The organism is Actinoallomurus sp. NPDC052274, assembly GCF_040679475.1.
GTDB classification, from domain to species: Bacteria; Actinomycetota; Actinomycetes; order Streptosporangiales; family Streptosporangiaceae; genus Actinoallomurus; species Actinoallomurus liliacearum.
The window spans coordinates 75,494-95,779 of record NZ_JBFAUT010000021.1; the positions used below are offsets into that span (position 1 = coordinate 75,494).

Annotated in this window: 15 protein-coding genes and 1 pseudogene; 10 read left to right on the forward strand and 6 right to left on the reverse strand. The window is 71.2% G+C overall.

Features of this window, described 5'->3' with window-relative positions; all coding sequences use genetic code 11:
- Positions 1 to 52 precede the first annotated feature (52 nt).
- The 3 genes from AB0K82_RS19730 to AB0K82_RS19740 all read right to left on the reverse strand — a co-directional run bounded on the left by AB0K82_RS19730 (position 53) and on the right by AB0K82_RS19740 (position 7,484).
- Positions 53 to 4,168, reverse strand: a complete 4,116-nt coding sequence (locus AB0K82_RS19730) for a carboxypeptidase regulatory-like domain-containing protein (RefSeq protein WP_364398717.1) — start codon at positions 4,166 to 4,168, stop codon at positions 53 to 55.
- 1,780 nt (positions 4,169 to 5,948) lie between these two features.
- Entirely contained in the window at positions 5,949 to 6,179 is a 231-nt protein-coding gene (locus tag AB0K82_RS19735; RefSeq protein WP_364398718.1) for a DUF3073 domain-containing protein, read from the reverse strand.
- A 237-nt stretch (positions 6,180 to 6,416) separates the two neighbouring features.
- A complete protein-coding gene (locus AB0K82_RS19740; RefSeq protein ID WP_364398720.1) occupies positions 6,417 to 7,484 on the reverse strand; it encodes a Glu/Leu/Phe/Val dehydrogenase dimerization domain-containing protein in 1,068 nt (355 codons plus the stop codon).
- A 251-nt stretch (positions 7,485 to 7,735) separates the two neighbouring features.
- Between AB0K82_RS19740 and AB0K82_RS19745 the strand changes: the two genes are divergently transcribed.
- Both AB0K82_RS19745 and bldC read left to right on the forward strand, forming a co-directional pair.
- On the forward strand, positions 7,736 to 8,602 hold the full coding sequence (locus AB0K82_RS19745) for a hypothetical protein (RefSeq protein ID WP_364398721.1): 867 nt from the start codon (positions 7,736 to 7,738) through the stop codon (positions 8,600 to 8,602).
- A 240-nt stretch (positions 8,603 to 8,842) separates the two neighbouring features.
- A complete protein-coding gene (gene bldC / locus AB0K82_RS19750; protein ID WP_141956617.1) occupies positions 8,843 to 9,046 on the forward strand; it encodes a developmental transcriptional regulator BldC in 204 nt (67 codons plus the stop codon).
- A gap of 273 nt (positions 9,047 to 9,319) precedes the next feature.
- Here bldC and AB0K82_RS19755 read toward each other — a convergent pair whose 3' ends face one another.
- Positions 9,320 to 10,021 (reverse strand): TetR/AcrR family transcriptional regulator, encoded by a 702-nt coding sequence (locus tag AB0K82_RS19755; protein ID WP_364398723.1) that lies wholly within the window; start codon positions 10,019 to 10,021, stop codon positions 9,320 to 9,322.
- Between the two features lie 227 nt (positions 10,022 to 10,248).
- Here AB0K82_RS19755 and AB0K82_RS19760 point away from each other — a divergent pair, with 227 nt between their 5' ends.
- From AB0K82_RS19760 to AB0K82_RS19785, 6 genes are all read left to right on the forward strand, one after another.
- Positions 10,249 to 11,286 (forward strand): LacI family DNA-binding transcriptional regulator, encoded by a 1,038-nt coding sequence (locus tag AB0K82_RS19760; protein WP_364398725.1) that lies wholly within the window; start codon positions 10,249 to 10,251, stop codon positions 11,284 to 11,286.
- 409 nt (positions 11,287 to 11,695) lie between these two features.
- Positions 11,696 to 11,932 (forward strand): hypothetical protein, encoded by a 237-nt coding sequence (locus AB0K82_RS19765; RefSeq protein ID WP_252784072.1) that lies wholly within the window; start codon positions 11,696 to 11,698, stop codon positions 11,930 to 11,932.
- A gap of 277 nt (positions 11,933 to 12,209) precedes the next feature.
- Positions 12,210 to 13,481, forward strand: coding sequence for an IS200/IS605 family accessory protein TnpB-related protein (locus AB0K82_RS19770; protein ID WP_364398727.1), 1,272 nt, complete (start codon positions 12,210 to 12,212; stop codon positions 13,479 to 13,481).
- 366 nt (positions 13,482 to 13,847) lie between these two features.
- Positions 13,848 to 14,702 (forward strand): N-acetylmuramoyl-L-alanine amidase, encoded by an 855-nt coding sequence (locus AB0K82_RS19775; RefSeq protein WP_364398728.1) that lies wholly within the window; start codon positions 13,848 to 13,850, stop codon positions 14,700 to 14,702.
- A 2-nt stretch (positions 14,703 to 14,704) separates the two neighbouring features.
- Positions 14,705 to 16,141 carry a class I SAM-dependent methyltransferase gene (locus AB0K82_RS19780; protein ID WP_364398730.1) on the forward strand — a complete coding sequence of 479 codons (1,437 nt, stop codon included), beginning with the start codon at positions 14,705 to 14,707 and terminating at the stop codon, positions 16,139 to 16,141.
- A 2-nt stretch (positions 16,142 to 16,143) separates the two neighbouring features.
- Entirely contained in the window at positions 16,144 to 17,280 is a 1,137-nt protein-coding gene (locus tag AB0K82_RS19785; protein ID WP_364398732.1) for a DUF711 family protein, read from the forward strand.
- On the opposite strand, the gene AB0K82_RS19790 is transcribed toward AB0K82_RS19785, so the two are convergent.
- Entirely contained in the window at positions 17,270 to 18,160 is an 891-nt protein-coding gene (locus tag AB0K82_RS19790) for an alpha/beta fold hydrolase (protein ID WP_364398734.1), read from the reverse strand. The genes AB0K82_RS19785 and AB0K82_RS19790 overlap by 11 nt on opposite strands.
- An 87-nt stretch (positions 18,161 to 18,247) precedes the next feature.
- Here AB0K82_RS19790 and AB0K82_RS19795 point away from each other — a divergent pair, with 87 nt between their 5' ends.
- Positions 18,248 to 18,739 (forward strand): DUF523 domain-containing protein, encoded by a 492-nt coding sequence (locus AB0K82_RS19795; RefSeq protein ID WP_364398735.1) that lies wholly within the window; start codon positions 18,248 to 18,250, stop codon positions 18,737 to 18,739.
- Between the two features lie 257 nt (positions 18,740 to 18,996).
- On the opposite strand, the pseudogene AB0K82_RS19800 reads toward AB0K82_RS19795, so the two are convergent.
- Positions 18,997 to 19,533 (reverse strand): annotated as a pseudogene (locus AB0K82_RS19800) (rhomboid family intramembrane serine protease); the annotation flags it as partial.
- Positions 19,534 to 19,610: 77 nt separating this feature from the next.
- On the opposite strand from AB0K82_RS19800, the gene AB0K82_RS19805 reads away from it, so the two are divergent.
- Positions 19,611 to 20,252, forward strand: coding sequence for a TetR family transcriptional regulator (locus AB0K82_RS19805; RefSeq protein WP_364398737.1), 642 nt, complete (start codon positions 19,611 to 19,613; stop codon positions 20,250 to 20,252).
- Positions 20,253 to 20,286: the final 34 nt, after the last annotated feature.

Sequence of the window (20,286 nt, forward strand, 5' to 3'; positions counted from 1 at the left end):
GCCCGTGCCTCTCACCGGCAGCCGACCGGTGCACCGTTCAGGGCGGCTCCGCTCAGCCGCAGGCGTGATCCGGTTTGAGCGTGAAGTCGGCCGTCGTGGACGCCAGCTTCACGATCTTGACGGACCTCGTCTGCGGCGCCCAGCCGTCCTTGGCCGCGATCAGGGTGAGCGGGTTGTTGCGGACGTCGAGCCAGAGCACGTACTGGCCGTTCTTGTCGGTCTTGAGCGTGTAGCCCGCCGTCCAGCTGTCGATCTGCACGGTCGCCCCGGCCAGCGGCGCCGGAGCCCCGGTGCACCCGGCGCCCGTGACCGTCCCGGTGATCTTCCCCCAGGTCGACGGCGGCTTCACCGTCAGCGTCACGGGCACCGAGGTCCCGCCGTATGGCGTCTTGGCCTCGACCGTGAGCTGGGCGGTGAACGTCCCCGGCTGGGTGATCGCGGCGACGTTCGCGTCGAACGTCACCGTGACCTTGGCGCTCTTGCCCGGCTGGATCGTCACCTCGGTCGGGTCCTCCGACAGCCACGGGACGTCGGCCGCCGCGACGCACTGGTCGTACCCGGGCAGGGTCTCGCCGCTCTTCACGGCGTTGAACCCGCCGGTCGAGCCGCCGACCTTGTACAGGCCGCAGGCGGCGCCGCCCCGGTAGAGGGTGTTGTTGGAGTTGGGCAGGGCCGTCCACGAGTCCGAGTCGGGGTGGTAGGCGAAGCCCTGGTTGGTGAGCGTGCTGGTGCCGTTGGTCACGCCGCCGGACAGCAGGAGCTGCCCGCCGGCCGCGGCGTACCCCATCGCCCACAGGTCGATCGGCAGGTCGGCGATGGCCGACCAGGTCCCGCTCGACGGGTCGTAGGCGTAGGCGTGCTTGCTGCTGACGCTCGCCGACGAACCGCCCGCGCAGTACAGCTTGCCGCCGAGACCGCCACAGGCCAGCCAGGCGGTCTTCTCCGGGTACGCCGCCGCCGAGCTCCAGGAGTTCGCCGCCGGGTCGTACACCTGCACGTCGGTCGCTCCGCAGGCGTCCAGGCAGCCGCCCACGACGTAGATCTTGCCGCCCAGGACGCCGACGCCGGCCCCGGCGTACGGCTTGGGGTTGTCCGCCCCGGCCGACCACGCGCCGGTCGCGGGGTCGAAGATCTCCGTCTTGGCGACCGCGTCGCCGGTGGAGCCCCAGCCGCCGAGGACGTAGATCTTCCCGCCGACCGTCGCCGCCTGCGGTGCCTCCCGCGCCGTGCCCAGGCTCGCGATCGGCGACCATGCCTGGCCGACCGGGTCGTAGACGTACGCCTTGTTGAGGACGGTCGTGGCATCGACGCCCGCGAGCGAGTAGACCTTGCCGCCGACGTTCACGACCGCGTTGTCCATGATCGTCGAGGGGTAGTCGGCGATGCTCGTCCACGGCGGCGCGTACGGCGACGCCGCGGCCCTGGCGGCGGCCTTCGTACGGGCCGTGACGCTCTTGTCGGGACGGAACCGGCCCGCCGCGTAGTCTCCCTTCACGCTCTGCAGCGGCGCGCCCTGCGCCGCCGGGCGGTAGTCGCCGGACTGCTCCCCGAGCTTGGCGGTCACCGGCGCCGAGCCGGTGTTCTTCAGCGTCAGGGTCGCGCTGCCCTGGCCCTGCAAGGCGACCGTCTTCGTCAGCTCCGTCGGCGTCACCGCGATCCGCGGCGCGGCCAGCGTGAAGTCGGCCGCCGTCGCCCAGCCGGCCGCCACGTTCACGGTGGCGTCCTTGGCGGAGTAGCCGCTCGCCGACGCCGTGAACCTGTGGCTCCCGGTCACCGAGGAGAACAGCCAGTAGAAGCCGTCACCGAGGTTCGGGTCGTCCGGCGTCGCCGCCGAGGTCGCCTTCTCCGCCGGCCGGTCGGCCGACGTCACGGTGGCGCCGTTCACGCCGGCACCGGTGTTCTGGTCGAGGACTTGGCCGACGACGAGACCGCCGGAGACCGGGTCGCAGGTGCGCTGGCCCAGGAACACGTCGTCGACCTGCCACCAGTAGCCGAACTTGCCGGTGAAGTGGAACCGCACCTGGACCGCGCTCTTGCCGGCCGCCGCCGACAGGTCCACGGTCTCCGTGCGCGGCCCGCGGGCGCTCGCCGCGTGGTGCGAGACCGTCGTCCACGTCTGACCGCCGTCGACGCTGAGGTCCACGTCGCCGGCCTGACCGGAGTAGTGGTAGTAGTCGCTGCGGAAGGACACGATCGGGTGCGCCTTGCCGCTGAAGTCGAGGATCGGGCTGACCAGCGAGGAGTCCTGGCTGTTGCCCGAGCCGTACTTGTCGCTGTCGATGATGGCGAAGCCGCCGGACCCGCCGGTCTTGTTGCCGCGGCCGCCCGGATCGTTGAACACCCAGGTCTGGCCCTTGCCGACCTTGTCGTCGACCGTCCAGCCGGCCGGGGCGGCGGTGCCGTCGAAGCCCTGCGTCGCACCCGAGTAGTTGAAGCCGTACCCCGGCGCGCTGCACGTCGTCTGGTCCACCAGGGTCGTGACGTCGTGCGTCGCGTCGGCCGACCCGACGCGCACGTCCTGGGAGTCGGACGTGTAGCCCGGATACAGCGGGTCCACCTGCAGCGTGTACGTGTCGTCGACGGGCAGGCTCAGCGCGTACCGGCCCGTCTTCGGGTCGGTGTAGGTCACCGCGGTCGGCTCGTCCTTGACGCGGACGGTCGCGTACATCGGCCAGCCGTGGCCGGACCCGTCCCGTACGAGGCCGGTCACGTTGACGCGCGTCTTCGCGGTCAGCGCGAGGTTCTCGGTCACCGTCCGACCGTCCGCGACCTGCACGCCGCTCACGGTCTTGGCGGTGTAGCCGAACTTGCTCGCGGTCACGTCGTACGTCCCCGGCGGGACGCTGAGCGTGTAGTTCCCCTGCCCGTCCGTCGTGGTCGTGGCGTCGCCCGCCGCGACCTTCGCGGCGGCGAGCGGAGCGGTGCCGTCCGTCACCGTGCCGGTCACGATGCCGTGCGGCCCGGACCGGAACGCCCCGACGCCCTTCGGCGTGCCGAGCCCGGTCGGCCCGTCGTATCCCGGTCCCGCCGTGCACAGGTACGCCGGGCTGCAACTGCCGTTCGACCCGCTGGTCACGTCGTTGAGGTCGCCCGGGTGCGCGTACGGCAGGGCGTTCGGCGAGGAGCCCGCCGCGGGCGTGCCCGCGAGCGCGTAGACCGACGCGATGATCGGCGCGGACGCGCTGGTGCCGCCGTAGACGTGCCAGCCGCCGTTGTAGACGGCGACGCCGGTGTTCGGGTCGGCCACCGCCGACACGTCGGCGATCGACCGCTTGGCGCAGCCGGTGTCCTGCTGGAACGACGGCTTCGCCTCGTAGGCGGAGCAGCCGCTGCCCGCGCCGTCCCACACCGTCTCCGTCCAACCGCGCGAGGAGGAGTCCTTGACCAGGGACGTGCCGCCGACGGCCGTCACGTACGGCGACGCCGCCGGATAACTCGTCCCGTACCCGTCGTCGCCGCTGCTGGCCGTCACCACGACGCCGGGGTGGTCGAAGTAGGCGTCGTCGGCCTGGCCCTCGTCGGAGCCCTCACTGCCGCCGTAGCTGTTGGAGACGAACTTGGCGCCCTGCGCGACCGCCTGGTTCACCGCCGCGCCGAGGTTGTCCATGTAGTTGTCGTCCGCCTCGACCAGCAGGATCTTGCAGCTCGGGCAGACCGCGCTGACCATGTCGACGTCGAGCGCGATCTCCCCGGCCCAGCCGGAGTCCGGCGGCGGGTAGCTGGTCCCGCCACGCTGGTCGATCTTCTTGAAGCAGCCGTTGGCGGTCGTGCACGCCGGCAGCCCGTACTGCTGGCGGTACACGGCCAGGTCGCTCTCGGCGTTCGGGCTGTCGAACGCGTCGACGATCGCCACCGTCTGCCCTGCCCCTGTGTCGGGCAGGGCGTACGCGCCGACCAGATCGGCGGGCGCCCATCCGGCCGGAGTGCTGTTCGGCTGCACGCCCTTCGGCCCGACGGCGTCGTCGCGGACGAACGCCAGGCAGGCCATCTCGCCGGCCCGCGCGGGCTTGGCGCAGACCCGGCTGGTCGGGTGCAGACCCGGCGCGGTCGGACTGGTCGCCTTGGTGTGCGGTGCGGATCGCTTCGCCGGGGTGCCGGACGCGGACGCCGCCGGAACGGTGATCACCGTCAGAACGGCCACCATGAGCGCCACGACGATGGCGCCCACGCGTCCGCCCGCGGACCATGCCGCGAGCGGAGGGGGGAGGCGACGAGGCCGCCGCCGGGTGGGGGGTTGGAGCATGTACGTGACTCCTGGCGGGGGTGGCTGGGACCCGGATCACGGGTCTCGAACACGCCGATCCTCACCCAAGAAACGGTAAAGATCACGACCGCATCTGGCCGTTAGTCAAGGCAACTGTCAGCTTGAAAACTTCTGAAAAAACGCTCATGGCGTCAAAAATGTACGAAGAGTGAGATTTTCGGCCATCCGGCACATCTGTGTGGAACGTGCCAGTAGCGAACCCCTACAAACCCAGCCCTCCAATCTTGGTCACGTAGCGACCCGATCACGATCAGTAACGCCACGGCCCCGGACCGCCCCGACTCGTCCCCGCCCCGCCGGCCCGGCTCGTCCCCCCGTCCGTCCCGCTCATCTCCCCACCGAAGCGCCCCTGCCCGGCTCATCCCCGCCTCGCCCGCCCGGCTTATCTCCGCACCGAAGCGCCCCTGCCCCGTACGGGCGGCGGCCCACGCGCCACATGCGTCAAAGCGCCGAAGGTGCCCCTCGCGCCACACCGAGGCCCGGTGCCTGGAACCGCGGTCGGTCGGTCGGTGGAAGGGCTCGGCGAACGCTGCCGGGTCGGCGTCGAGACTCGGACGAAATACGGCGAATCGAGCGGCTGTGGTCGCGTTTCCCGAGACTTCCGCACACCATCGGACCCCGCGCGAGCCACCTGTGCCACCGACGTGCCCGCGCGCCGAAGAGCCCAGAGTGTGCGGCACGCGAGCCGAGGCGTCCTACGCCGGGTGCCCCTCGGAAGGAACGGAGCCGTACACGAGCCGAGGCACCTCAGGTGACTCCTGATGCTACGTGCGCGCCTCGTGGCGTTGGTGCCGCCGGTGGCCCCCGCCACCCAAGTGGGTTGGCGCTTGCGCCGCCCACACCGAACGGCTTGCCGCCGCGCGCCAAGGGCGCCGCCTACGGTGCCGTCCGTGCCGAACCGCGTGGGCCGTAGCACCGGTGCGGCCGGAAGGTTCGGCGAACGCGCAGGATCCGCGTCGCGACTCGGGCGATATGCGGCAGGCCGGGTGGCTTGGGGAAGCGTTCTCCGAGAGTTCTGCGCGCCGTCGGCCCTCGGAGGCGGGGAAGAGCAAGCGGATCGCCGTCGCTGTCGCCACCTCGCCGTCGGTATGGCCGGTCAAACGCCCGAAGCGCCGCAGTCGCCCGGTCATAACGACGGCAAGGTCATGTTGCTACGTAGAGACCTGATGCTGGCCGGTCTGCTCACGGGCCGGCGCCGGAGCGCCTTGGTGGCGGATGGGTGGGCGAATGGCTCGGGGAACGTCTCCGGTTCCGCGTCGCGAATCGGACGAGATGTGACAAATCAAGTGGCTACGGCCGCGTTTTCCGAGAGTTCTGCACGCCGTCGGACAACGGGAGCCGAGGCGCCGCGCGTGGGCGGATGCGCCTAGAGGGGATCGGATGCTGCACAGGCCCCAGGGCGCCGGCCGAGCCGCGAGACGTCCGTCTGAGGTGGTCGGGCCGTGCGGGTGGCTGGTTCGTCGCTCGTGCTGGACGGCCTGCCGCCGTGCGCCACGGAGGTCACCTGCGGCACTCGTGCGCCGTGGCGGGAGAACGCGCGGCGGGCGCGGGTCTACCCGGAACGGGTGTTACGAAAAGCGTCCCCGCCCTGGCAGCGGGGACGCTTTTCGGTCGTACATCCCGGCATACCCCTCAGGCCTCGGTCGGCCGGGGCGACCGGGTTGCTCAGACGTCGGGACGGCACTCAGCTCTTGCTCGTGCCGTCCTTCTTCTCGTCGTAGTCCTCGGCGTAGTCCGCATAGCGCGATGCGAGGTCTTCGTACGACGAGTCGTCGTCGTAGGGGTCATGGTCATCCTGCGAGTTCTGGTTGACGCCCAGCTCGCCGCGCAGGCGATCCAGGTCCGTCCCGCCGCTGTTGTACTTCAGCCGGCGAGCAACCTTAACCTGCTTGGCCTTGGCTCGGCCGCGCCCCATTGGCTCGACCCCCTCGATGGTCGGGGACCCGTCGTATCGGCCCCACTTACGCTCGCTTACGCATCCGCAACCGGGCGCGACAACACCCCACGCACCGGCTACGGATACAACCGTACCCGTTTTGCGCCTAGCTCGGTACGTCGTCTGCACGGCAGCGGCTGGTCTAGAGCTTAACCCACCGCTCACGTACCCGCTCCGGCGGCCTTCGCCGGAGGGAGGATCCGCAGCGTGCGCCGATCACGGGTTCAGGAGGATGCCTCGCAGGCGGCCGATTTCGGACATCCGTCGCTCGGCGAGTCGATCCGCCGCAACCGCGGGCGGTACGCCCTCGTCTGCGGCGATTGCGAAGATTCGCCGGGTCGTCTCGAAGATGCCGCTCGCCTTCTGCTTCGCCCGATCGAAGTCGAATCCCTCGATCTCGTCGGCGACCTGGATCACGCCGCCGGAGTTCACGACGTAGTCCGGCGCGTAGAGGACGCCCCGGTCGTCGAGCTGCTTCTCGATGCCGGGGTGGGCGAGCTGGTTGTTGGCCCCGCCGCAGACGACCTTGGCGCCCAGCACCGCGACCGTCTCGTCGTCGAGGGCCGCGCCGAGCGCGCACGGGGAGTAGACGTCGATGTCGGAGCCGACGAGGGCCGTGTGGCCGTCGACCACGTCGACCTCAGGGTGGCGGGCCCGTACGCGCGCGACGGCGGCCGCGTCGACGTCTGTGATCACCACGTCCGCGCCGTCCTCGCGCAGGTGCTCGACGAGCCGGTGCCCGACCTTGCCGACGCCCTCGACGCCGACACGACGGCCGCGCAGCGTCGGCGAGCCCCACACGCGCTCGGCCGCCGCCCGCATGCCCTGGAACACCCCGAAGGCCGTGAGGATCGATGAGTCGCCGGCGCCGCCGTGCGCGACCGTACGGCCCGTCACGTAGTCGCACTCGCGCGCGATGACGTCCATGTCCTCGGAGAAGGTGCCCACGTCACAGGCCGTGAAGTAGCGGCCGCGCAGCGACTGCACGAAGCGCCCGTACGCGCGCAGCAGCGCCTCGGACTTGTCCACGGCGGGATCGCCGATGATGACCGCTTTGCCGCCGCCGAGGTCGAGGTCGGCCAGGGCGTTCTTGTACGCCATGCCCTTGGAGAGGTTCAGGACGTCGTCCAGGGCCTCGTCCTCGGAGCCGTAGGGGTAGAAGCGGGTGCCGCCGAGCGCGGGACCCAGCGCGGTCGAGTAGATGGCGATGATCGCCTTGAGGCCGCTGGTCTCGTCGTGGCAGAAGACGACCTGCTCGTGGGGCGTGCCGAAGACCTTCGTCACTGTGGTGGCTCCTCTCTGAGCACACGCTGCCCATGGCCGGGGTGAGGCATGGGCGGAACACCTGGTGCCGGCCGCATCATCGTGGATCGCACGATCGGGGCCGGCACCGGGGCATGAGTCCGACAGGATCAGGGTAGGCGTCCTGGGACCGGTGTGCGGGCAGCGGCACGGTAAACGCCGAACAGGTCTCAGGAGCATCTCGGCGGCCCTGGCGACGAGCGTTTTCCGTACAGCCGTGTAACGATGCGGCTGTGTTGCCTTACGCCGCCTACCTCCGGGTGTACGAACCGCTGACCGCTTATCCCGAACCGGAGCGCTCCCGGTGGTCGGCGTACGTCGATTCGCAGGAGCGGCCGCGGCGGGTCGGCGCGCTGGGCGTCGAGCATACTCGCGCACTGTGGCGGGTGATCGCGGTTCCGCCCATCGTCGCGCCGACGCGGGAGAGCGGTGACGCGTACGTCCGGCGTGTCGAGGGCGTGACATATGTCTGCCCCTGGGAGACGCGCCTGCGGTCATGGCTGGCGTTCGACCGGTTCCGCGCGGAGATGCCCGACGGGCTGGCGGACATGTTCGTGCCGCCGCGCGTCGCCGCGCAGGCTGACGAGGCGTTCGAGAGCTGGCAGCGGTCGTCCGGGTCGCTGAGCCCGCACATTCTGTCCAGTACCTGGCAGGTGCCGCTCGCCTGGTTCCTGCCGTTCGTGGCCAAGGAGCGCTGGCTGGTGCTCGGCGGTCAGGCGGAGCCCGGATCCGGGGGCCCGACGACCGCCACGCCGACCCGCACGCTGATCTACGTGACGCCGATGGCCCAGGCCCGCCGCCGTGTCGCGCGCGCCCGAGGCGTCCTGCGGCGTCAGGTGGGCGACGGGCTGGACCTCGGGGACGTCGAGTCGGTGGGCCGCTGGCTCGAGGAGTTTCACCCGCACTCCCTGGTGGAACTCGACTACGGCGGACTGGTGCACCTGCTCGACGACGCGGCGTTGCGCGCCGATGAGTCGGTCGGAGAGATCGCTGCTGCGATCATGGGACTGGAGACCGGGCAGGCCGAGGTCGCCGTCGCGATGCACAAGCGCGTGACCGCCCGGTGGCGGGTTGTACGAGCTCTTGAATCCGCCAACTGAGCAAAATTAGCCGAATCACCGCGCGATGCGACTATACGTGTCGCTAGAATCACGCAGCGTGACTCGACCACCAAAAATCACAGAGTTGCTATCAGGGACTTGCCTGTTGCGCTCAGTGGTGGCATGGTTACGTCTTGTGATGTCAAAGTGGTCCATCCAGACCATAAGAGACATCAGTGGCACGCGCGAGGTTCAAACGCTGGATCGCTGTCATCGGTCCACGGAGGAGAGGCCGCACAAATGTCAGCTCGTACGCCAGAGGCCGAGCCCCTGCTGACGCCGGCAGAGGTGGCGACGATGTTCCGCGTCGACCCCAAGACCGTCACCCGTTGGGCGAAGGCCGGGAAGTTGACGTCAATCCGGACGCTGGGAGGGCATCGGCGCTACCGCGAGGCCGAGGTCCGCGCTCTGCTGGGGGGGATCCCGCAGCAGCGGTCGGAGTAGTCGGAGCACCCCGATCAGTCGTCGGTGACCGGTACGGACCCGCCGGCGACGTTCACTGGGGGGCGCACGGCCGGCCGTCGCCGGGCGTGTCGCATGAGCCGCGAGGTGGCGGAGGTCCGCCGCCAGCGGCAGGTCGGGGAGCTTCCGTGAGGTTCGACCGGTCCCGTGACTTCGGGGCCGAGCCGGGGGGTTGCACGGACTCCAGGTGATGGATGCCCCGCCCGAGTCGGGCGGGGCATCCACGCTGTCCGGCGTGTCGCGCCTTTGGGGGGATCAGGTGGCGCGGGACTCTCGGGTCAGCCGCTCGATGAGCGCCGCCACTTCGGGGTCGTGCCGGGCGGCGACGTCGAGCAGCACGACATGGTGGTCGATGAGCAGGCGTTCGAGTTCGTCCCGGGGGATGTCACGGTGTTCGAGCCAGTCGAGACCCGCGGTCTCCACGGACGCCATCCACGACCGCAGCGTGATGCGCAGGATCGGGCCCGGCTCATCCGCGCCGATCGTGGCGGTGATGCGGTTCATGACGAAGTTTCGGATGCCCTCGATGACCTCGCCGATCTCGCCGGTCCGGTAGGCCGGACCGCCCCGCAGCAGCGCGACGAACGCCGCGGCGTAGTGCTCGACGAAGTCGAAGTACCGGTGCAGCGACACGGCCAGCCGCTCCAGGCCCCGGCCCTCCGCGGGCGGGTCGAGCAGCTCGCCGAGCTGCTTCGCGGCGGTGTGCAGCGCGGCGAGGTAGAGCTCCTGCTTGCCGCCGAAGTAGTGATAGACCAGCGCGCGGGAGGCCCCCGCCGCGTCGGCCACGTCGTCGATCGAGATCTCCTCGGGCGGCCGGTCGCTGAACAGCTCCAGGGCGGCGGAGATCAGCTCCTCGCGGCGCTCGTCGACGCTCAGCCGACGTCGGGCCGGTCGGCCGCCGCCAGAACGCCGGGGCGGCTCCGGCTGCTCGTCCGGAGCGGTTGCGCGATCACCCACAGTGGAAGCGTATCGGAGCAGGCTTTCCGGCGGTGGTTCGGTCAATGGCTGGTCAGCGCCTAGACCAGATGTAGTGACCTGGCCCGAAATCCCTTCCATGCATGCCCATTACTGAGGGTCAGGGGCGTGAAGGGCGATAGGAGGGCATCATGGCATCTCCTCCCTTGCGGCGGTCCGCCGGTATCTGTCCCTGATTCAGGCGGTCGCCGGGACAGGAGAACCCCCAAATGCCCGAGGACCCACGCCAGGAGGCGGCCGTGCCCAAGGTGCCGGCGGCGAAGCCGACCATCCGTAATGTGGCGGAGCGCGCCGGCGTGTCGAAGTCGCTGGTCTCGCTCGTCATGCGCGGGTCACCGCACGTCAGCGAGGCGCGCCGGCAGGCCGTGCTGAAGGCCGCCAGAGAGCTCGGCTACCGCCCCAACGCGGTCGCCCGCAGCCTGGTCGAGGGCCGCACCCGGCTGATCGGCGCGCTGGTCGCCGACCTGCACAACCCGTTCTTCGCCGAGTTCCTCGACGGGTTGCAGGAGAGCCTGCACGGCGCGGGGCTGCGGATGCTCGTCGGCAGCGGACGCTGGGACCCGCAGTTCGAGGCGGAGGCCGTCGAGGCGTTCCTGGAGATGCGCGTCGACGGGCTCGTGCTGCTCAGCGTCGTGCCGGAGACGCTGACCGACACGGCGAAGAACGTCCCCGTCGTCGTCGTGGGCGAGCGCGACATCGAGGGCGTGGACATCGTCGTCGACGACGACGAACTCGGCGGGCGGCTCGCGATCGACCACCTCGTCGAGCTCGGCCATCGCCGGATCGCCCACATCGAGGGCGCTCCCTCGACGACGGCGCACTACCGCAGGGCCGGGTACGAACACGCGATGCGCCGGCACGGGCTGGAGGACCGGATCGTCGTGGAGCCCGGCGACTTCACCGAGGAGGGCGGCTACCGCGCCGCCCACAAGCTGCTCGACCACCCCGAGCCGCCGACGGCCATCTTCGCGCCGAACGACCTCGTCGCCACCGGCGTCCTGTCCGCCGCCGACGAGCGCGGCCTGAGCGTACCGAACGACATCTCGATCGTCGGATACGACAACACCCACCTGGCCGCGATCCGCCACATCGCGCTGACCAGCGTCGACCAGCCCCGCCGCGACATGGGCCGGGTCGCGGCCGAGCGCCTGTGCGCGCGCATCGACGACCCGCTCCGGGTGCCGAAGCAGACCCTGGTCGTTCCCCACCTGGTCATCCGCTCGACCACCGGCCCCGTCCCGAGCTGAGATCCGGCGGGCCGGGTTCCGGCACGGCATCCCCGAGATCCGGTGGGCCGGGTCCCGGTACGGCATCGCTGACTCCGGCGGGCCGGTTCCGGTACGGCACCGCCGAGATCCGGGGCGGATTCCGGTGCGGCATCCCTGAGTCCGGCGGGACGCACTCCCGTACGGCATCGCCGATCTACCTTCGGGCGCCTCTCGTCCGGCCGTGGTCTCCGGTCGGTAAGGGCGTCGTCAAGCCTCGCCGAACCCGCGTACCGGCGGTCGGCGCGCCCGCCTTAATGGGTGCGTGACCGCCGCCCGGCGGGTCCGTCATCGGGAGTGCCACCGGTCCTGTTCGGGGGGACGGCCGGGGCACGGACCCGGGACCGCCGGGCGGCGGGCGGGCGGAGCCGAGAGATGCCAGGGGGCGATCGTGCGTGATCCGGAGCTTGTGTCATCCGCGCAGCGGGCGGCGAGTGAGCTGGAGCGCGCCTGGTCGCAGTGGCGGCACGCGCGCGGGCTGATCGAGGAGGTGACGGAGTCCGTCGCCGGATACGTCAGCCACTCGATCGACCACCCGTGGGGCCGGCCTCGCGTGGTACTCGGCCTGGACGCCGACGAGGCCAGGGCCCTCGCCGTCCTGCTCGGCAAGGAGAGCGCCGTCCGCTGACCGGTGGCGGTGGCCGGTGGGTCGCGGGCGGCCGGGGGCGGCCGTTCCGTGCGGTCGGCGGCCGCCGACCGGCCTCAGGCGTGGCCGCCGTCGCCCGACTCAGCGCGGAGAGAGCGACGGCGGCCACTCGCCGTTCATGGCGACAGCCTTCCCGGTGGATCGCCGACTGTTTGAGTGCGGAGAAGTGTGCGCAATGTGCCTCTGAGTGAGGCTATGGTTGCCGTGTGAGTTTGGCGGGGTTGGTGCGAGGGCCGAGACGTTGTATCGGCGGCCCGCCATGACTGACGTACGCCCCATCCAGGTGCCGTTCGTCGCGCTGGGGCCGTCCGGTGTGGCGGTACGCGATCGGTTCAAGGACCTGACGGCTCGAGATGCGCGGGTGCTGCGGCTGGTGGGGGACCATCTCGGTTCGCTGTTCTCGCGTGATTTGAAGGCCCGGTGTGCGGCTGGGCTGGCACACGACACTGATCAGTGGGCGGACCGGAAACGGGCTTTGACGGTTGAGTCGTCGTCGCGATGGGCGGGTTCGATCACTAAGGCCACGCATGATCAGTGGGCGTTAGCGCGGCGTAGCCAACTCGCCTACATCCGCAGTCTCGAGGCCGGGATCGCTACGATCACGCACCGCCTGTCCCTGCCGATCGGTGAGAAAGGCTCCAAGAAAGCGCCGGGAGGCTATCGCAGCGCCCAGGAATGGTTCGCCAAGACTCGGCGTCTGCGCCTGCTTCAGGACCGGCTCCAGCGCCTACAGGCCGATTATCAGGTCGGGCGGGTCCGAGTCGTGCGGGGCGGTAAACGGCTGCTGCGTACCCGGCACAACCTCGACGCCGCCCAGCTCACCAAGGCCGAATGGCGTGAACGCTGGCAGGCCGAGCGTCGGTTCTTGACCGCTGATGGTGAGTCCGGCAAGCCGTACGGCAACGAGACCATCCGCATTACCCCCGACGGGCAGGTCAGCATCAAGCTTCCGGCGCCGTTGGCGTATCTGGCCAACGCCAGACATGGCCGATACGTTCTGACGGCGCGGGTGTCCTTCCCGCACCGGGGCCACCAGTGGCGCGACCGCGTGGCCGCGAATCGGGCGGTCGCCTACCGCATCTGTGAGGATGTGGGGCGTGGCCGCTGGCATGTGACCGCCTCGTGGACGGTTCCACAGGCCCAGACCGTTCCGCTGGAAACCGTTCGGGCTGGATGCGTGGTCGGGGTGGATACCAACGCTGACCACCTGGCCGCCTGGCGACTGGACACCCACGGCAACCCCGTCGGTGAGCCACGCAGGTTCGACTACGACCTGTCCGGCAGCAGTCAGCACCGTGACGCTCAAATCCGGCATACCCTCACCCGCCTGCTGCACTGGGCGCGGCGGCACGACCTGACTATCGCGATCGAAGACCTGAATTTCACCGCCGAGGCAACCCGTGAAAAACACGGGCACCGCAAGCGGTTCCGCAAACTGATCTCCGGAATGCCCACCGGCAAGCTGCGGGACAGGCTGGCTGCGATGGCTGCTGAACTCGGCGTCACCGTTGTCGCCGTCGACGCCGCCTAGACCTCCAAATGGGGGGCCCAGCACTGGCAGCGCCCGCTGACGACCACCCGGCGCTCCGTTACCCGCCATGAGGCGGCGGCGGTGGCGATCGGACGACGCGCCCTGGGGCACCCGATCCGGCGACGGATGGCACCGCCCCCTGCTCACCAGAGCGATGAGCAGGGGCATCGGACCGTCCAGGCCGCACCGGGCGCCCCGCGGCGTGAGGAACCCCGCCGCCGTATCCTGGGACCACGGACACGATCCGCGCCGCCCGGACACGGACCGAACGCGGGGAACCAGGACGCCCAACACCGTTCGGAGCGTCCGGCCGAGTACCGACAACCCGTGCTCAGTTCCTAGGAACGGTTTGGCAGACTGGTCGTGATGCCTCTTTCGATAGTTCGCTCCGGCAGGGCGCTGAGCGCCCTGGTCATGACCGTGCTCGCGGGCGGGTTGACCGCCTGCGGTTCCGGCGGCTCGTCGTCGGCGGCTCCGCCGACGGCGTCGTCGGCGACCTCGCACGCCGTGCCGGCCTCCTCGGGATCTCCGTCGCCGACCGGCGGGCCGAGCGGGCAGGGTCCCCTCGCCGGGAAGGTCATCGTGCTGGATCCGGGGCACAACGGCGGTAACGCCGAGCACCCCAAAGAGATCAACAAGCTCGTCGACATCTACAACGGCAAGAAGCCCTGCAACACGACCGGCACCGCCACGAACGACGGTTATTCCGAGCACGCGTTCACCTGGGACGTCGCTAACCGTCTGGCCAAGATCCTGCAGGCGAAGGGCGCCAAGGTCGTGCTGACCCGGCACAGCGACACCGGCGTCGGCCCGTGCGTCGACGAGCGCGCCCGGATCGGCAACCGCGCCAACGCCGACGCGGTGCTGGCCATCCACGGCGACGGCGCGCCCGCCAAGGGGCACGGGTTCCACATCATCGAGCCGGCGAAGATCAAGAGCGGCCACAACGACGCGATCCTCGCGCCGTCCCGCAAACTCGGTAAGGATCTACGCGACGCCTTCCACGAGGGCACCGGCATCCCGTACTCCACCTACCTCGGCAAGGACGGCATCGACGTCCGCGGCGACCTCGGCGGGCTGAACGTCTCGACGCGGCCGGCGGTGTTCATCGAGGCGGGCAACATGCGCAACCCGGGTGACGCGGCGAAGATGAAGAGCGCGCAGGGCCGCCAGCAGATGGCCGAGGCCCTCGCGAACGGCTTCGTCAAGTTCCTGGGCTGAGCATGGCCGTCGACGAGGGCGCCGCCGCGCGCGTGCGCGGGCTCTTCGAGCACGCCGACTACACCGTCGCCGGGGTGCGGCACCTCCTGGGGCCGGTCGCCGGTGCGGCGCTGGCCCGCGACGAGATCGTCCCGGCGCTGCGGGCCACCCGGGGCGGCACTCCGTTGGAGACCCTGGTCCGGCTGTTCTGGTTGCAGGTGCCGGTGCCGGAGTCGGCGCTGCCGGTCGCCGACCTGGCCGCGCTCGGCCTGGTCGAGCGGTCCGGCGGCGAGGTCCGCGCGCTGCTGCACGTCGAACCGGTCGAGTCCGCGTCCGGCGTCGGCGATCCGCCGTCCGCCCGCGGCCACATCGTCTCCGACCTGAAGGCCCGGCCGGGCGGCGCGCCCCTTCACCCGGACCACGTCGTCGGGCAGGGCGGCGCGTCGAACAACCTGGCGCAGTTGGTCGTCCGCGGTCCGGCGGGCGACGTGCTGGACCTCGGTACGGGGTCCGGCGTGCAGGCCGTGCACCTCGCGGACCGGTCCCGGAGCGTCACCGCCACCGACGTCAGCCCGCGTGCCCTGGACCTCGCCCGGCTGAGCTTCGCGCTGTCCGGGATCGACGCGGAGCTGCTGGAGGGTGCGCTGTTCGAGCCCGTCGCGGGCCGTACGTTCGACCTGATCGTGTCGAACCCGCCGTTCGTGATCTCGCCGGACCTGCGGTTCGAGTACCGGGAGACGGGGCTGCCGGGTGACGAGCTGTGCCGGCGCCTGGTCCGGCGGGCGCCCGCCCACCTGGCGCCGGGCGGCTGGTGCCACCTGCTGGCGAACTGGCTGCACGTCGAGGGCGAGGACTGGCGCGAGCGCGTCGCGGACTGGATCGAGGGCGTCGACGGCTGGGTGGTCCAGCGCGACGTGCAGGACCCCGCGGAGTACGCCGAGCTGTGGCTGCGGGACTCCTGCGACGTCGGCTCGCCCGAGTACCGCTCCCGCTACGACGCCTGGCTCGACTACTTCGAGGCGCACAAGGTCACCGGCGTCGGCTTCGGCTGGATCACCCTGCACGCCTCCGGCGGCGAGGACGTACGGGTCGAGGAGTTGCGGCACGCCGTCGACCAGCCCGTGGGCGGTTATGTCCGGGAGGTCGTACGCGCCCGGCCGCACCTCACCCCGTCGACCACGCTGCGCACCGCGCCGGGCGTCGTCCAGGAGCAGATCGGCCCGCCCGGCGCGGAGGACCCCGAGCGGATCGTGCTGCGGCAGACGCGCGGGCTGCGCCGCGCGGCCCAGGTCGGGACGGTCGAGGCCGCGCTGGCGGGGGCCTGCGACGGCGACCTGCCTCTCGGCCCGCTGCTCGCCGCGATCGCCGAGCTCACCGGCGCCGACGCCGGGATCGTACGGGCCCGGGCCCTCGCCGTGCTGCCCGATCTGGTGGCCGACGGGTTCTTTGACATCATTTGAGCATGGTCCCGATCCGTACGCTCACCCTCGGGGTGCCCGAGCCGCACCCGCTGGCCGCGGACGTCGTCGCGAAGGGCGCGGACGCGCTGCGCCGCGCGGAGGCGGTGTTCCGCGACGCCGGATACGAGGTGCAGACGCTCCGCCTGTCCACCCGTCCCGTGTTCGACGACATGACGCCGACCGCCGCGTACGCGCGTGACCTGCAGGCCGCGCTGGACGACGCGGGCCTGACGTACTGCTCGCTCGGCCCGGCGACGTCGGGGGTCGAGACCATCCCGGATCTGCTGATCGGGAACGACGCGCTGAACTGCACCGTCCGGCTCGACGGCAACACGGCGGCGGCCCGGCCGGCGGCGGAGGCGATGCTGCGGCTGGCGAACGAGACGGAGGAGGGCTTCGGCAACTTCCGGTTCGCGGTGCTGGCGTGCGTCCCGCCGGGCAGCCCGTTCTTCCCCGCCGCGTACCACCAGGGGCCGGCGAACCTGACGGTCGGCCTGCAGGGCGCGAGCATCGCGGTCGCCGCGGCCAAGAGCGGCTTGGACGGCCTGACCGAGCGCTCCGCCGCGGCCAAGGGCGGTCTGGACGGCCTGACCGAGCGCTTCGCCGCGGCCGTCACCGAGGAGGCCGCGCCGGTCGTGCGGCTCGCCGAGCGGGTGGCCGCCGAGTTGGGCGTGGCGTTCGGCGGGATCGACCTGTCGCCGGCCCCGAACGGCGCGGACAGCATCGGCGCCGCGTTCGAGGAGATCACCGGGGAGTTCGGCGCGCCCGGCACGCTCGCCGTCGCCGCCGCGCTGACCGCGGGGATCCGGAGCACCGACCTGCCGACCTGCGGCTACAACGGGCTGATGCTGCCGGTGATGGAGGACGTCGTGCTCGCCCGGCGCTGGGAGGAGGGCCGGATCGGCCTGCACGACCTGCTGGCGTACTCCTCGGTCTGCGGCACCGGCCTGGACACCGTGCCGCTGCCCGGCGACAGCTCCGCCGACGCCATCGCCCGGCTGCTGCTGGACGTCACCGCCCTGGCCGTACGCCTGCGCAAGCCGCTGTCGGCGCGGCTGTTCCCGGTCCCGGGCACGCGCGACGGCGACCGTACGGCGTTCACCTCGGAGTACCTGACCGACACGACGGTCAGGTGGTGACGCGGCGGATCGCCTCCAGGGTCGTGGCGACGTAGGTCTCGGGGTCGGCGAGGAAGACGTCGTGGTCGTCGTCGATCTCGAGCACCTCGGCGTCCAGGCGGCGGGCCATCTCGTACTGGTCGGCGGGCGGCACCGCGCGGTCCCGCGTCGTCAGGACGACGGCGGTGGGCAGCCCGGCGAGCTGCGGCGCGTGCGGCCGGAAGTCGAACTCGTACTCCGCCAGCATGGTGTCGACGATCGCCCGGGGATGGGCGCGTACGAGCTCGCGGCGCAGCCAGGGCCACAGCCGGGCCGTCTCCTCGCTGCGGTCCCGCGTGTCGCTGAAGTAGCGCAGCGGGGCCGTACGGCCGACGTCGAAGCGGGTCAGCGGCCGGAGCGCCTTCAGCAGCGGCCGGGTCACCCGGTCGGCGGGGCTGTCGAAGCGCAGGGCGGTGGACTGCAGGACCAGGCCGGCGACCCGGTCGGGGTGGCGGCGGGCGAGTTCGAGACCGACCGGGCCGCCGAGGGAGTAGCCGCACACGACGACCTCGTCGATGCCCAGGGCGTCGAGCAGCGCGGCCTGGTCGTCGGCCGCGGCCTCGATGCGGAACCGCCCGGGCCGGCTCGGCCCGCGGCCGTGCCCATGGTGGTCCATCGCCACCATGCCCTGGGACAGGTGCGGCATGAGGTGGCAGAAGTTGACGTCCGCGGTGAGCGCCCAGCCGTGCAGGAGGAGCACGGGCGCGGGGCCCTCGACGGCCCGTACGGTGACCTCGCCGCGCCGGCGCAGTGAGACGACGCGGGCGGGGGGCAGCTCGGGTTCGACGACGCTCTCGCGGGTTCTGCCGACCCGGCGGACGAAGGAGAGTCCCCGCCGGAGATCCGCCTGCATCGAACTCATGATCAGAGCTTGGCACGCCCAGGTGTCGCCGAGGTATGAGACCGTCGTCACATCTGTGTATTCCAGGTTTGACCTACGCTGAAGCCGATGGAACGCATCCTCGTCAGCTCGTGTCTGCTGGGCACGCCGGTGCGCTACGACGGCACCGCCAAGCGCAGCGACCACGACCTGTTCGCGCGGTGGCGGGCCGAGGGGCGTCTCGTGCCGGTCTGCCCGGAGGTGCGCGGCGGGCTGCCCGTGCCGCGCCCGCCCGCCGAGATCCACGGCGGCCTGGGCGGCGACGTGCTGGACGGGCGGGCCCGGGTGCTGACCCCCGACGGCACCGACGTCACGGCGCACTTCCTCAAGGGCGCGCGGCACGCGCTCGAGCAGGCGCGCGCCCAGGGCGTGCGGATGGCGATCCTGAAGGAGCGCAGTCCCTCCTGCGGCGTCGTGTGGATCTACGACGGCGGCTTCAGCGGCACGACGGTGCCGGGCGAGGGCGTGACGACCGCCCTGCTGGAGCGGAGCGGGATCGCGGTGTTCGCCGAGGACGACATCGACGCGGCCGCCGCCCACCTGGCCGAACTGGAGCGCTGAGCCGGTCGGTCGACCGTCGGGCCTCGAGCCCCTGGCCGTCCCGGAACACCGACCCGTCGCGGCGGATTCACGCCTGGTGTTCGGCACGGCGGTAGGGGGAGCCCGGTGACGAGCGCGAGGACGATGCCGACGGTCAGCGCCCCACCGTGAATGTTGCGGGCGACGTCCAGGATGACGGCGGTGAGCACGGTGGCGGCGGCCAGGTAGCGGTGCACTGCCACTCCGCGTCGTCGCTGACGGTCGGCCAGGTTTCCGGCGATCGCTCCACCGATGACGGCGGGGATGAACAGTACGGATGAGATCGTGCCGATCAGCACGCCGCACCACATCATCTGCGCTTCGGGGACGAAGGCGGGGAGGCGGTCGTCGTCGCGCCAGAGCGCGAGCGCGACGGCGCCGGCCAGGCCGCAGACGGCGATCGAGTTGCCGCCGCCGACCGGATCCCAGGCATAGCCGATGAACTCGGCCGCGATGCCGACGCCGAAGTACTGGAGCAGCCACCGGGGTCGGGAGAGCACCTGTTCGGCCATCGCACCGATGACCGCGAGGAACACCAGGTTCGACGCGGTGCCGACGAGGCCCCCGTCCTGGACGAACAGCGAGGTCACGGTGCGCCACCACTCTCCATGCAGGCCTGCGGGCGTGCGCTGGAGATGGGTCAGCAGCCCCGGTACCGCGAACTGCGCGAGGTTGACCAGGGCGGTCACGCCGAAGACGACGGCGGTGACGACGGGGCGGCGGTGCAGCGCGGCGAGCACCTCGCGCCGGGTCCGGGCTGTGGAGCTTGAGGTCATGCGACGACTCTAGGAAAGAATATATACCGAGTCAAAGTTTTTTCCGAGAAAAAATTTTGACCTGATACAGTCTGGCTATGAGCGACCAACTCGGACTGCGCGAGCGCAAGAAGCTCGAGACGGCGCGGACCCTCTGGGAGACCGCCATCGGCCTGTTCTTGGAGCATGGATTCGACGACGTCACGGTCACGCAGATCGCCGCCGCGGCGAACGTCTCGAAGATGACCGTCTTCAACTACTTCCCCGCCAAGGAAGACCTGGTGATCAGACCGCTCGAGCCCCACGTCGACGAGCCGGCGCGCGTCGTTCGCGATCGCGCACGCGATGAGTCGGCCGTCGCGGCGCTGCGTCGCGACTTCCTGGACGCGCTCGCTCGCCGGGACCCGTCCACGGGGCTCAACGACACCCCGGGCGTGCTCGGCGTCCAACGCCTTCTCCGTGACACGCCCGCACTCACCCAGCGGGCGCTCGCCCTGGGGCGCCGCAGTCGGCGGCTGCTCGCCGAGGAGCTCGCCCGGTCGACCGGGTCCGGTGGCGTGCTCGTGGATGTCGCGGCGGCCCAGCTGATCGGCGCCCGGGAGGCGCTGGTCGACGAGAACGTTCGCCGGGTGCTGGGCGGCGAGAGCGCCGATGGGGCGTACCCGGACGCGGTGGCCGATGCGGAACGCGCCTTCGACCTCCTCGAGGCGGGTCTGCGTGGCTACGGCGCGCGTTCGTGAAGGTCGCCACCCACAGGTGTGTTCGAGCGGCACG